This window comes from Pseudomonas tensinigenes (assembly GCF_014268445.2).
Taxonomy (GTDB): domain Bacteria; phylum Pseudomonadota; class Gammaproteobacteria; order Pseudomonadales; family Pseudomonadaceae; genus Aquipseudomonas; species Aquipseudomonas tensinigenes.
The window spans coordinates 2,108,556-2,120,623 of record NZ_CP077089.1 but is presented as its reverse complement, the minus strand read 5'-3'; the positions used below and the strand labels follow the sequence as shown (position 1 = coordinate 2,120,623).

Annotated in this window: 13 protein-coding genes; 3 read left to right on the top strand and 10 right to left on the bottom strand. The window is 57.4% G+C overall.

Annotated features, from left to right (window positions below; genetic code table 11):
* Positions 1-30: 30 nt before the first annotated feature.
* Positions 31-1,086: an amidohydrolase family protein gene (locus HU718_RS09375; RefSeq protein ID WP_189684098.1), complete on the bottom strand. Its 1,056-nt coding sequence runs from the start codon at positions 1,084-1,086 to the stop codon at positions 31-33.
* Positions 1,087-1,216: 130 nt separating this feature from the next.
* On the opposite strand from HU718_RS09375, the gene HU718_RS09370 reads away from it, so the two are divergent.
* Both HU718_RS09370 and HU718_RS09365 read left to right on the top strand, forming a co-directional pair.
* Positions 1,217-1,633: an OsmC family protein gene (locus tag HU718_RS09370; protein ID WP_150707804.1), complete on the top strand. Its 417-nt coding sequence runs from the start codon at positions 1,217-1,219 to the stop codon at positions 1,631-1,633.
* 61 nt (positions 1,634-1,694) lie between these two features.
* Positions 1,695-2,561, top strand: a complete 867-nt coding sequence (locus tag HU718_RS09365; protein ID WP_150729799.1) for a pirin family protein — start codon at positions 1,695-1,697, stop codon at positions 2,559-2,561.
* 231 nt (positions 2,562-2,792) lie between these two features.
* Here the strand turns inward: HU718_RS09365 and HU718_RS09360 are convergent, their stop codons facing one another.
* From HU718_RS09360 to HU718_RS09345, 4 genes are all read right to left on the bottom strand, one after another.
* Positions 2,793-3,521: a dienelactone hydrolase family protein gene (locus HU718_RS09360; RefSeq protein ID WP_150729798.1), complete on the bottom strand. Its 729-nt coding sequence runs from the start codon at positions 3,519-3,521 to the stop codon at positions 2,793-2,795.
* A 68-nt stretch (positions 3,522-3,589) separates the two neighbouring features.
* Complete coding sequence (htpG, locus tag HU718_RS09355; protein ID WP_186616480.1) at positions 3,590-5,494, bottom strand: molecular chaperone HtpG; 1,905 nt, start codon at positions 5,492-5,494, stop codon at positions 3,590-3,592.
* Between the two features lie 82 nt (positions 5,495-5,576).
* Complete coding sequence (locus tag HU718_RS09350; RefSeq protein ID WP_134175169.1) at positions 5,577-6,029, bottom strand: PaaI family thioesterase; 453 nt, start codon at positions 6,027-6,029, stop codon at positions 5,577-5,579.
* Positions 6,026-6,502 (bottom strand): PaaI family thioesterase, encoded by a 477-nt coding sequence (locus HU718_RS09345; RefSeq protein WP_186616479.1) that lies wholly within the window; start codon positions 6,500-6,502, stop codon positions 6,026-6,028. The genes HU718_RS09350 and HU718_RS09345 overlap by 4 nt, the downstream gene beginning before the upstream one ends.
* Positions 6,503-6,660: 158 nt before the next feature.
* Between HU718_RS09345 and HU718_RS09340 the strand changes: the two genes are divergently transcribed.
* Positions 6,661-6,897, top strand: a complete 237-nt coding sequence (locus tag HU718_RS09340) for a hypothetical protein (RefSeq protein WP_102900808.1) — start codon at positions 6,661-6,663, stop codon at positions 6,895-6,897.
* 77 nt (positions 6,898-6,974) lie between these two features.
* On the opposite strand, the gene HU718_RS09335 is transcribed toward HU718_RS09340, so the two are convergent.
* The 5 genes from HU718_RS09335 to sucC form a co-directional block, all read right to left on the bottom strand.
* The gene (locus tag HU718_RS09335; protein WP_186616478.1) at positions 6,975-7,376 is read right to left on the bottom strand and encodes an MAPEG family protein; all 402 of its coding nucleotides are present in this window, start codon (positions 7,374-7,376) and stop codon (positions 6,975-6,977) included.
* Positions 7,376-8,113: a DUF599 domain-containing protein gene (locus HU718_RS09330; RefSeq protein WP_064117359.1), complete on the bottom strand. Its 738-nt coding sequence runs from the start codon at positions 8,111-8,113 to the stop codon at positions 7,376-7,378. Before HU718_RS09330 ends, HU718_RS09335 begins: the two co-directional genes overlap by 1 nt.
* Positions 8,114-8,378: 265 nt before the next feature.
* Entirely contained in the window at positions 8,379-9,692 is a 1,314-nt protein-coding gene (brnQ, locus tag HU718_RS09325) for a branched-chain amino acid transport system II carrier protein (protein WP_007919876.1), read from the bottom strand.
* 319 nt (positions 9,693-10,011) lie between these two features.
* Positions 10,012-10,893 carry a succinate--CoA ligase subunit alpha gene (gene sucD, locus HU718_RS09320; protein ID WP_008082972.1) on the bottom strand — a complete coding sequence of 294 codons (882 nt, stop codon included), beginning with the start codon at positions 10,891-10,893 and terminating at the stop codon, positions 10,012-10,014.
* The gene (gene sucC, locus HU718_RS09315; RefSeq protein WP_007919879.1) at positions 10,893-12,059 is read right to left on the bottom strand and encodes an ADP-forming succinate--CoA ligase subunit beta; all 1,167 of its coding nucleotides are present in this window, start codon (positions 12,057-12,059) and stop codon (positions 10,893-10,895) included. Before sucC ends, sucD begins: the two co-directional genes overlap by 1 nt.
* Positions 12,060-12,068: the final 9 nt, after the last annotated feature.

Here is a 12,068-nt window from a genome sequence, read left to right as displayed (position 1 = left end):
AAAAGGCCTTGATCCTTCGAACTGTCGGCATTAACGATTCAGCGCAGTTTTGCCGGACTTGAGCACCGTTCGCGGCAGGATCGCCAGGAAGTTATCTCGAGCGACTTTTTTCGCGACGTCCTCGGGCAATGCATCGAGGAATGGCTTGAAGCTGTGTATTTCCTCACCGAGTTTGTTGAATCGCCCGACTACGTCTGAACCCAGCATGAAGCGCTCCGGGTATTTCTCGACCAGCGCTAGCCATTCCGCGCGCGGCGTGCCCTGCTCGTCTAGCAGGTATGGCGTGAGCATGCTCCAGGACAAGTCGATAAACAGGTTGGGATACGCCTCAAGCATGCGCGTCAGCGTGGGCAGCAAGAAACTCAGTTGCGTCTGATGCCGATGGATTTCAGCGCTGGTGCCAGCGTGAGCCCAAATGAATCGCGTGTGTGGGTGATTACGCAGCGGCTCTTCGATTTCCTTCAGGTACAGCGGATTCTTCTCACGCTTGGAAGTGATGTTGGAATGCAGCATCACCGGTAGATCGTTCTCGGCGGCCAGGTGATAGATCTTGGTCATGGCTTCGTTGTTGGCACGCGGCGTATCGCCGGACGTCAGCGCTGTTAGGTCGTCATGGCGGGTGAACACCTCGCCGATGCCCTGCCACAGCCCTGGGTACAGATCGAGCATGCGCTGGATGTGCGCGGCGGAGTTCTTGTCGTTGGGGTTGAAGCCCGAGAGGAACGGATGAAAGTAGGGACGCTTCTCGGCTGGCAGCTTCTGCACCGCATCGGCAACGATCACGTCAGTCGCGCTGTACCAATAGGCATCAGCGTCATCACCGGCGTAATAGCGCGGGCGCTTAGGTTCGTCCTCATGCCACTTCTTCGCGACCGGAATGCCGGAAATCATCACATGCTCGATGGAATTGTCCTGCATGGCCGTCAGCAATTTCGCCATGCCCGCGCTTTCCTGGAAAAAATCCACGTAATGCAGGTGTGCATCGCTGTAGGTGTATTCGCGGGCGCTGACGTTGCCGGCAAATACCAACAAACAAGCAAGACTCAAACGATACAGGGACACAAGTAATCTCCAGGAAGTAGGCATAGCCTAGACCGCGCCCTGACAACAAGGGTTCATCCCCGCAGGAAAGTGGAACGCGTACCGGTGGGAATGCTCTATAACTGCAAGGTCTTTTTTGATCGAAGCGACTTTTCCTACTGCCAGTGAGGTTCCCATGACCGTTACCGTCAATACCGTCTCCGCTGAAGGTTTTCGTCACACCGTACAGATCGATGACCACGAACTGTTTGCCGACGTACCGAAATCCGCCGGCGGCGAAGGCACGGCACCTGAGCCGCACGACTACTTCGATGCGGCCCTCGGCGCCTGTAAAGCGCTGACCCTGAAGATGTACGCAAAGAAGAAAGACATCCCGCTGACCGGCGTCGGTGTCGACGTCAAACGCGACAACAGTGAAGAGCAGAAAGGCAAATACGTCCTGCACGTCACCCTCACCCTCAAAGGCGTACTCACCGACGCCCAGCGCGAGGAATTGCTGCGAGTCGCTGACCGTTGCCCGATTCACAAGCTGATGACCACCACTGACGTGACCATCGAAACCCATGCACCGCAGGGCTTCGACAGCCAGTAATCCTCCTCATGCCAGCGGCGGGTTATGCTTCTGGCATCACCCGCTCAGCCTGGAATGCACCATGGACACGCAACCTCTGATCATCCGCCCGCGCGCCGAAGACGTTGAAGGCCAGCCGATTCTGCGCCCCTTGCCGTCAGCCAAATGCCGCAGCGTTGGGCCGTTCGTGTTTTTTGATCACATGCTCGAGACGGTTTATCCGACGGGCAAAGGCATGAACATCCGACAGCATCCACACATCGGTCTGTCGACGCTGACATATCTGTTCCAAGGACAAATCCAGCACAAGGACAGCCTGGGCTCCGATCAGGTGGTCGGCGCCGGTGATGTCAGCTGGATGACCGCTGGCAGCGCGATTGCGCATGTTGAACGCACGCCGGAACCGCTGTGGGATCAGAGTTTCACTATGCATGGCTTACAGATCTGGCTGGCGTCGCCCAAGGATCACGAGCAGGGTCCGGGACATTACAGTCACCACCCGGCGGCGACCTTGCCGGTCAGCGATAACCTTGGCGTACAGATCCGCATGATTGCCGGGTCAGGCTTTTGCCTGGAATCGCCGGTGCCGGTGCTTTCTCCTACGTTATATGCGGAAGTGAAGATGCAGACCGCGACCACTTTGCTGATTCCGACCGAGCATGAAGAGCGGGCGGTTTATGTGCTGAGTGGGGATGCGCAGTTGAATGGCGAGGCGATTGAGCCGCATGCGTTGGTGGTGTTGCCGGCGGGTGAGGAGATGAGTTTGTTCGCCGATAGTGATGTGCACGCCGTGGTGTTTGGTGGCGCGCCATTGGACGGGCCACGGCGGATCAACTGGAATTTTGTTGCGAGCGAGCCGGCGGCGATTGATGAGGCACGGCGTAAATGGGCGGCCGGGGACTGGCCGACGGTGCCGGGGGAAGTTGAGCGGATTGAATTGCCGCGTTAAGCCTTTACCCTCACCCCAGCCCTCTCCCGGAGGGAGAGGGAGCCGACCGAGGTGTCTTCAGTCATCCATCGACCTGAAATATAGCGTCGATTATGGGTTCAGCTAAACACAGCAGACGATTTCGGATTCACATAAGCATTTTCAGGTCGGCGTCACTCCCAAGCATCCCCCATTCAGTCCCCTCTCCCTCCGGGAGAGGGTTAGGGTGAGGGGCTTTTGCTTTCCAGGCTTTTAGCCCTTGAACACTTCATCCAGCAAATCATGCATCGACTTGAACGCGCGCTTAGCGGTTTTCGCGTCGTACATCATCTTGCCCGGCACATTCGCATGCGGGTCAGAAAACGAGTGCACCGCACCGCCATAGCTCAGCAACTGCCAATCGACATTCGCCGCATTCATCTCGTCTTCAAACGCAGGCAACTGCTCTTTCGGCACCAACGGGTCGGCAGCACCGTGCAGCACCAGCACCGAGCCCTTGATGTTCTGCGCATCCGCCGGGTTCGGCGAATCCAGCGTACCGTGGAACGACACCGCGGCCTTCACCGGCGCACCGGTGCGCGCCAGATCCAGTGCACAGCAACCGCCAAAGCAGAACCCAAACACCGCCAGCTTCGAAGTATCCACCGCCGCTTCGCCCTGCTTCTGCAACTGCTCGAACGCCGCCTGCATACGCGTGCGCAGCAGCGCGCGATCATCCTTCAATGGCATCATCGCCGCGCCGGCCTGATCAGCATTCTGCGGACGCACAGCCTGACCGTAGACGTCAGCAATCAACACCACGTAGCCCTTGGCCGCCACCGACTTGGCGATCTCTTCTGCACCGGCGCTGACGCCCATCCAGTTCGGCGCCATCAACAATCCCGGACGCGCGCCCTTATGCTCGGCATCGAACGCTAGACGACCTTCATAAGGCTGGCCGTCAATCTGATAGACCACGGAACGTACAGTGACTTGGCTCATTTCTGACTCCTGATTGGTTAAACACCAGAATGAAAAAACCCGCCGAAGCGGGTTTTTCTACGACTTGGTTAAACCGACAGTTCAACCAGCAGCTTGTTCAGACGGCGCACATACGCGGCCGGATCTTTCAAGCTGTCACCCGCCGCCAGCGCAGCCTGGTCAAAGAGGATGTGCGACAGGTCGCCAAAACGCTCTTCGCTCTGCTCGCCATCGAGTTTCTCGATCAGCGGGTGGCTTGGGTTGAATTCGAAGATCGGCTTCGAATCCGGCACCTTCTGACCGCTGGCTTCGAGGATCTGACGCATTTGCAGACCCAGATCCTGTTCGCCGATGGCCAGAATGGCCGGCGAATCGGTCAGACGATGGGAAACCCGGACTTCCGCCACGGAATCGCCCAGCGCTGTTTTCAGACGCTCAACCAGACCTTCTTTCGACTTGGCGACTTCTTCTGCGGCTTTCTTGTCCTCTTCCGAGTCCAGGTTGCCCAGATCAAGATCACCACGTGCCACGTCGACGAAAGTCTTGCCGTCGAACTCGCTGAGGTAGCTCATCAGCCACTCGTCGATACGGTCGGTCAGCAGCAGCACTTCGATGCCTTTCTTGCGGAAGACTTCCAGGTGCGGGCTGTTCTTGACCTGCGCGTAGGTTTCGCCGGTGAGGTAGTAGATCTTGTCCTGACCTTCCTTGGCGCGGGCCAGGTAGTCGGCCAGACCGACGATCTGCTCGCCGTCGTCGCCTTGGGTCGATGCGAAACGCAACAGACCGGCAATTTTTTCCTTGTTGGCGAAGTCTTCTGCCGGGCCTTCTTTCATGACCTGACCGAAGTTCTTCCAGAAGCCTTTGTATTGCTCAGGCTCGTTTTTCGCCAGTTTTTCCAGCATGTCGAGCACGCGCTTGGTCAGCGCGGTCTTCATCGAATCGATGATCGGGTCTTTCTGCAGGATTTCACGCGACACGTTCAGCGACAGGTCGTTGGAATCGACCACGCCTTTGATGAAGCGCAGGTACAGCGGCAGGAACGACTCGGCCTGATCCATGACGAACACGCGTTGCACGTACAGCTTCAGGCCTTTCGGCGCTTCACGCTGGTACAGGTCAAACGGGGCGCGGGCCGGCACGTACAGCAGCGAGCTGTATTCGAGCTTGCCTTCGACTTTGTTGTGGCTCCAGGCCAGCGGGTTTTCAAAGTCGTGAGCGATGTGCTTGTAGAACTCCTGGTATTCCTCGTCCTTCACTTCAGTGCGCGGACGGGTCCACAGAGCGCTGGCGCGGTTGACGGTTTCCCACTCAACGGCCGGAGCCTCTTCGCCTTCGACTGCGGTTGCTTCTTTCGGCAGCTCGATCGGCAAAGCAATGTGGTCGGAATACTTCTTGATGATGTTGCGCAGACGCCAGCCATCGGCGAATTCGTCTTCTGCCGCTTTCAGGTGCAGAACGATACGGGTGCCGCGCTCTGGTTTGTCGATGGTGGCGACTTCGAACTCGCCCTCGCCTTTCGACGACCAGTGCACGCCTTCGCTGGCCGGGGTACCGGCGCGACGGCTGTATACGTCAACCTGGTCGGCAACGATGAACGCAGAGTAGAAGCCCACACCGAATTGGCCGATCAGGTGCGAATCTTTCTTCTGATCGCCCGAGAGGTTCTTCATGAAATCGGCGGTGCCGGATTTGGCGATGGTCCCCAGGTGGGTGATCACATCGTCACGGTTCATGCCGATACCGTTGTCTTCGAGGGTGACGGTCTTGGCGTCCTTGTCGAAGCTCACACGGATTTTCAGATCAGCGCCACCTTCGAGCAACTCTGGCTTGGCCAGGGCTTCGAAGCGCAGCTTGTCGACAGCGTCAGAGGCGTTCGAGATCAATTCGCGAAGGAAAATTTCCTTGTTGGAATACAGCGAATGGATCATGAGGTGCAGCAGCTGCTTTACCTCGGTCTGGAAGCCCAGGGTTTCCTTTTGAGTTTCCACACTCATGGTCATCAAACTCCAATCAGATGGCAGTGGCCGCGACCCGAAATGGTCGGCGGCGGGTTGTCTTGTGAGTTTGGGGCGCTGTTCAGGATTTCAAGGGCTCATCGATTTTGAAGTGCGCACGAGCGGTGGCAATCGGTTCGCTTTCGGTACTTTGCCAGGCGGTGATCGCGACGTTGGCGACGCGCCGGCCCTGGCGACAGACCTGACACTTGGCCCAAGTATCGCGAAACTGCCCGGCGCGCAGGTAATCGAGGGAGAAGTCGATGATCTTCGGCACGCCAGGCGCACCGGTGAAGATCAACAGATGCAGGGCGGCGGCCAGCTCCATGAATCCGGCAATCACCCCGCCGTGAATCGCCGGCAATAAAGGGTTACCAATGTTGTCCTTGTTCGACGGCAGCTTGAACAACAATTCATCGCCGACACGTGAGCATTCGATGCCGATCAGCCCAGCGTAGGGAATCAACTGCAAGAGCGGCGCGTAGTCGCCCTGAGCGTGAGCCTGCTGCAACTGCTGCTTCAGGTCGTCACTCATTGCCCTTCTCCTTTGATTACGCCGCCAAAGCCTTTGGTGCCTTTGAGGCCCTTGCCCATGCGCATGAACGTCCCGACCACATGGGCGATCGGCCGCTCAGGGTCATCCTGATAAGCGAAACCGCGGGCGAAGATCACATCGGTGGTCACCCGGTAGCATTGAGCGAAGCCATACACATCTTTATCGGGTTCGGCGGCATGCATGTAGTCGATGCGCAGGTCGAGCGTCGGGCAGACCTCGAATTCCGGCAAAACGCAAAGGGTGGACATTCCGCAGGCGGTGTCCATCAACGAAGTAATTGCGCCGCCGTGGATCACGCCGGTCTGTGGGTTACCTACGATTTTCGCGCTGTACGGCAGGATCACCGTAAGCCCTTCGCTGGACGCGCTGTGCACGCGCAATCCGAGTACCTGACAGTGTCGCAGCGCGGAGAGAAACCGCGTCGCGCGCTCAAAAACGGGGTTTTCGGCCATATGATAATTACTCTCGTTAGAGCCTTTTGCCAGTAGTAAGCAAAACAGCAAAAGTTCCGTGTAAAAACAAACTTATATATCTGAAAGAAATGAGGAACTTAACCTGTAGCGCCGAGTTCTTAAGGCCAGTAGTTATTTTCCATAAGGAGAAACACCCCATGCGTAAGACTTTTGCTATTGCCTTGATGTTGACCGCTTCCCTCGGTCTCGCTGCCTGCGATAAAAAATCCGAGGACAAAGCTCAAGATGCCAACCAACATGCTGAACAAGCTCAGCAGGACATGAACAAAGCGCAGGATAAAGTGAACGACGCTGCGAAAGAAAACGCCGAAGCTGCCAAAGCTCAGGCTGAATCGAACCAGGCCGCACAAGAAGAAGCTGCCAAGAAGCAATAATTTGCTTTTTGCTGCAGAAAAAGAAAACCCGCCAAGTGCGGGTTTTCTTTTGCCTGCCATTTAGCGGCGCGCTCGACTTAGAGCAAGACAGTTCTAAAAGTCGGACTAATCATCAGCAACAGCGAACAGACTAAACCAACTAGCCATACCAGACTGCGCAGCTTGGGCAGATCGGCCAGATAGAACCACAAGTAGAGGATCCGCGCGATCACGAAGATGATCGCCAATGTATCGATCAGCCAGCCTGCCGTTTGCGTGGTGTGCGCCATCAACACACCGACTGCGAACAGGATGAAAGCTTCGATACTGTTCTGGTGAGCCGCCAGCGCCCTCGCACCGTAACCGGTCAGTTGCGCCTGTTGCTGGCGCGGCAGGTTATTGTTGTACCCCCCCTGCTCTTTCATCGCTTTGCCCACCGGCATACGCGCGATATAGATCATCAGTGCACTGATAAACACACACCAGAACGGAATACTCATCAAGCAGCCTCTTTGTTCGCCTCGGGGATGGGCGCCTCTGTAGGGGTATAGACCATTACATCGAGAACGTCGGAATGAAACTCGCGGCGGTACAAGACCAATACCACCCCGGCGCTCATCAGCATGAACAACCACGGGCTGACGAACCACGCCAGCATGGTCATGCCGAAGTAGTAAGAGCGCAGCCCGAAGTTGAACTGGTTGGCCGCCATCGAAATCACCCGCGCCGCCCGCGCAGCGAAGGCCTTGCGCTCCTGTTCGGAAACATGTCGTTCACCGATCATTGGCGCCGAGCCGACCAGCACGGCCGCAAAGTTGTACTGACGCATGCACCAGCTGAAAGTGAAGAAGGCATAGACGAACACCATCGCCAGACACAGCAACTTGATTTCCGACATGCCCTGCGACGCCTGTTGCACCATCGGAATATCTGCCAGTAATGACACTGCCCGCTCAGATGCGCCAAGCACAGTGAGAATACCGGCGAGGATGATCAGCGTGCTAGAGGCGAAGAACGAAGCGTTGCGCTCAAGGTTGCCGATCACGCTGGCGTCGGCAATGCGGTTGTCACGCAGGAGCATGCGGCGCATCCAGTCTTCGCGGTACAGGTGCAGGACACTGGCCAGACACGCTGTGTCGCGGCCCTTCCAGGACGCATAACGGGTATAACCGCCCCAGCAGATGACAAACCAGATGGCGGCGAGCAGGTGGATCAGGTTGGCTTGGATGAACGACATGCAATTCCTTGTGAGGTGTGTACACGCACTGATTACTTGTGGGAGCGAGCCTGCTCGCGAAAGCGGTGTGTCAGCCGCCATGAATGTTGCGCGATACGCCGCTTTCGCGAGCAGGCTCGCTCCCACATTGAGATTTCGGCAACCCTTCGACGTTAGCCTAGGGAAAAAGACACTGCCTGACGCGCATAAAAAATGCCCCGTATCGATTGATACGGGGCATTTCTGTTTAAGCGTTGAAGACCCGCTTATGGCGGGTCAGGCAACGTCAGGCAACCGCTTCGCTGCGCTTGCCGAGCATGCGATCGCAAACCACTGCAACCACCAGCGTCATCACGCACGGCACCAGCCAGGCCAGGCCCTGCTCGCTCAGTGGCAGGTGCGACAACTGCGATGGCATCCAGCCGGCCAGACCGGCGCCTTTCAGCGCGTCGATGGTGCCGAAGATGAACGACACCAGCATCACCGGACCAAGAATGCGGCCGTGTTCATGCCAGAAGTCTTTGCAGAAGCTCAGCGCGACCAAAACGATGCACGGCGGATAGATTGCGGTCAGCACAGGAATCGAGAACGCAATCAGCTTGGTCAGGCCCAGGTTGGAGACCAGCAGCGAGAATGCCGCCAGAATGATCACCAGGGTCTTATAGGACAGTGGCAGCACACGGCTGAAATATTCAGCGCAAGCACAGGTCAGACCGACCGCCGTCACCAGACACGCCAGCGAGATCAGCACCGCGAGGAAACCGCTGCCCAACGAACCGAAGGTGTGTTGCACGTAGGCGTGCAATACCGCCGCGCCGTTGGTCGCGCCTGCTGCCACTTCGTGGCTGCCGGAACCGAGGCGGAACAGGCTGACATACACCAGCGCCAGACCGACACCGGCAATCAGCCCGGCGATGATCGCGTAACGGGTGATCAGCGCCGGCGACTCGACGCCACGGGAGCGGATCGCGTTAACGATGACGATGCCGAACACCAGTGCACCCAGGGTATCCATGGTCAGGTAACCATTGATGAACCCTTGGGAGAACGGTGCCGCCACGTATTCCGGCGTGCCGTGGCCGATGTCACCCGCCGGCAAGGCGAATGCAGCAATGCCGAGCACCGCCAGCGCGATGATCTTCAACGGCGCGAGGAAACGGCCAACGGTATCCAGCAAACGCCCAGGGTAGAGCGAGATGAAGAACACCAGCAGGAAGTACACCGAGCTGTAGAGGAACAGCGCCAGCGGGCTTTCGCCGGTCAACGGCGCCAGACCCACTTCGAAGGATACGGTCGCGGTACGCGGGGTGGCGAACAGCGGGCCGACCGCCAGGTAGCACGCAGCCGCGAGAATGCCGCCAGCGATCTTGCCGATCGGGCTGCTCAACGCGTCCATCGCCCCACCGACCTTGGCCAGTGCAACGACGGTGATCACCGGCAGACCGACCGCGGTGATCAGGAAGCCCAGTGCAGCCATCCAGACGTGAGGTCCGGCCTGCAAGCCAACGATCGGCGGGAAAATGATGTTGCCAGCCCCAACGAACAGGGCAAATGTCATAAAGCCAAGTGCCAGGATGTCCTGACCTTTCAAAACTTTCATTAAGGTAATACCACACTACTGAATCGGAATTTAGAGGGGGATTGCCCTGTGTAATTAGGGAAATGCTGTCGATCCGTATGGGACTGACCCTTAAAGCGCGTTGCATGCCTTGTGGGCGGCAGACGCAAAAATGGCTGCTAGCCTAACGAATTTGGCCTGCAAACGCACTGTTAGAGGGCGAACTATCCGATACGCGACGTTTCCGTGTCGCGTTTTTGCATGTAATTGGGCGAAAGCCTATAAATCAGCGGATGTCAGAAACGACAAAGGCCACCCGAAGGTGGCCTTTGTTTGGTGAAGCGTCAGCTAAGCGCGAGGCTTACTTGACAGCCCAACCGGTCAGCTCGGCCAGGGCCTTGCCGATGTCTGCCAGCGAACGCACGGTTTTCACGCCTGCGTCTTGCAGAGCAGCGAATTTCTCGTCTGCAGTGCCTTTGCCGCCAGAGATGATTGCGCCAGCATGGCCCATGCGCTTGCCCGGAGGAGCAGTCACACCAGCAATGTAGGAAACAACCGGCTTGGTCACGTGTGCCTTGATGTAGGCAGCCGCTTCTTCTTCAGCCGAACCGCCGATCTCACCGATCATCACGATCGCTTCGGTCTTCGGGTCTTCCTGGAACAGCTTCAGGATGTCGATGAAGTTCGAACCCGGGATCGGGTCACCACCGATGCCGACGCAAGTCGACTGACCGAAACCGGCGTCAGTAGTCTGCTTAACAGCTTCGTAGGTCAGGGTGCCGGAACGCGAAACGATACCGACTTTGCCTGGCAAGTGAATGTGACCTGGCATGATGCCGATCTTGCACTCGCCCGGAGTGATAACGCCTGGGCAGTTAGGGCCGATCAGGACTACGCCCAGCTCGTCGCACTTAACTTTAGCGTCCAGCATGTCCAGGGTAGGAATGCCTTCGGTGATGCAGACGATCAGCTTGATGCCGCCGAATGCCGCTTCCAGGATCGAATCTTTGCAGAAAGGAGCCGGAACGTAGATCACGGAAGCGGTAGCGCCAGTGGCTTCTACTGCGTCTTTAACGGTGTTGAACACTGGCAGACCCAGGTGCTCGGTGCCGCCTTTGCCTGGAGTTACGCCGCCAACCATCTTGGTGCCGTATTCGATGGCTTGCTGGGTGTGGAAACTACCTTGCGAACCGGTAATACCCTGGCAGATAACTTTGGTGTCTTTATTGATCAGGACGCTCATTATTTGCCCTCCGCAGCTTTGACAACTTGTTGAGCAGCGTCGGTCAGGCTGGTAGCAGCGATGATGTTCAAACCGCTTTCTGCCAGTACTTTAGCGCCCAGCTCAGCGTTGTTGCCTTCAAGGCGAACAACAACCGGGATTTTCACGCCGACTTCTTTCACAGCGCCGATGATGCCTTCGGCAATCATGTCGCAGCGAACGATGCCGCCGAAGATGTTGACCAGTACTGCAGCGACGTTGGTGTCGGACAGGATGATCTTGAACGCTTCAGTTACGCGTTCTTTGGTAGCGCCACCACCTACGTCGAGGAAGTTGGCTGGCTTGCCGCCATGCAGGTTGACGATGTCCATGGTACCCATGGCCAGGCCAGCACCGTTGACCATGCAGCCGATGTTGCCTTCCAGTGCTACGTAGTTCAGTTCGAACTTGGCAGCGTGCGCTTCGCGCGGATCGTCTTGCGACGGATCGTGGAAAGTCTTCAGCTTAGGCTGACGGTACATTGCGTTGGCGTCGATGTTGATCTTGGCGTCCAGGCAGTGCAGATCGCCGTCAGCCTTGATCACCAGCGGGTTCACTTCCAGCAGAGCCAGGTCGTGATCCTTGAACAGTTTGGCCAGACCTACGAAGATCTTGGCGAACTGAGCAACCTGCTTGCCTTCCAGACCCAACTGGAATGCCAGCTCGCGACCCTGGAATGGCTGAGCGCCAACCAGTGGATCGATAGTGGCCTTGAGAATTTTTTCTGGAGTGTCGTGAGCGATTTTCTCGATGTCCACGCCACCTTCGGTGGAAGCCATGAACACGATGCGACGGCTCGAACGGTCAACGACAGCGCCCAGGTACAGCTCTTTAGCGATATCAGTGCACGATTCAACCAGGATCTTGGTGACTGGCTGGCCATTGGCGTCAGTCTGGTAAGTCACCAGACGCTTGCCCAGCCACTGCTGTGCGAAGGCTTTGGCGTCTTCTTTGCTGCGAACCAGCTTGACGCCGCCCGCTTTACCGCGACCACCGGCGTGGACCTGGGCTTTGACAACCCACTCGCTGCCGCCGATTTTGTCGCAAGCTTCTGCTGCTGCTTCCGGGGTGTCTACTGCGTAACCAGTGGAAACTGGCAGGCCGTATTCAGCGAACAGCTGCTTACCCTGATACTCGTGAAGATTCATGCTTTTTAC

Excerpts from the sequence above, each read along its gene's own strand:
- HU718_RS09360 (WP_150729798.1), bottom strand. The coding sequence starts at position 3,521 with ATGAGCCAAGTCACTGTACGTTCCGTGGTCTATCAGATTGACGGCCAG.
- HU718_RS09335 (WP_186616478.1), bottom strand. The coding sequence starts at position 7,376 with ATGAGTATTCCGTTCTGGTGTGTGTTTATCAGTGCACTGATGATCTAT.
- sucD (WP_008082972.1), bottom strand. The coding sequence starts at position 10,893 with ATGAGCGTCCTGATCAATAAAGACACCAAAGTTATCTGCCAGGGTATT.
- HU718_RS09365 (WP_150729799.1), top strand. The coding sequence starts at position 1,695 with ATGGACACGCAACCTCTGATCATCCGCCCGCGCGCCGAAGACGTTGAA.
- brnQ (WP_007919876.1), bottom strand. The coding sequence starts at position 9,692 with ATGAAAGTTTTGAAAGGTCAGGACATCCTGGCACTTGGCTTTATGACA.
- HU718_RS09350 (WP_134175169.1), bottom strand. The coding sequence starts at position 6,029 with ATGAGTGACGACCTGAAGCAGCAGTTGCAGCAGGCTCACGCTCAGGGC.
- HU718_RS09330 (WP_064117359.1), bottom strand. The coding sequence starts at position 8,113 with ATGTCGTTCATCCAAGCCAACCTGATCCACCTGCTCGCCGCCATCTGG.
- HU718_RS09340 (WP_102900808.1), top strand. The coding sequence starts at position 6,661 with ATGCGTAAGACTTTTGCTATTGCCTTGATGTTGACCGCTTCCCTCGGT.
- HU718_RS09345 (WP_186616479.1), bottom strand. The coding sequence starts at position 6,502 with ATGGCCGAAAACCCCGTTTTTGAGCGCGCGACGCGGTTTCTCTCCGCG.
- HU718_RS09375 (WP_189684098.1), bottom strand. The coding sequence starts at position 1,086 with ATGCCTACTTCCTGGAGATTACTTGTGTCCCTGTATCGTTTGAGTCTT.
- sucC (WP_007919879.1), bottom strand. The coding sequence starts at position 12,059 with ATGAATCTTCACGAGTATCAGGGTAAGCAGCTGTTCGCTGAATACGGC.
- htpG (WP_186616480.1), bottom strand. The coding sequence starts at position 5,494 with ATGAGTGTGGAAACTCAAAAGGAAACCCTGGGCTTCCAGACCGAGGTA.
- HU718_RS09370 (WP_150707804.1), top strand. The coding sequence starts at position 1,217 with ATGACCGTTACCGTCAATACCGTCTCCGCTGAAGGTTTTCGTCACACC.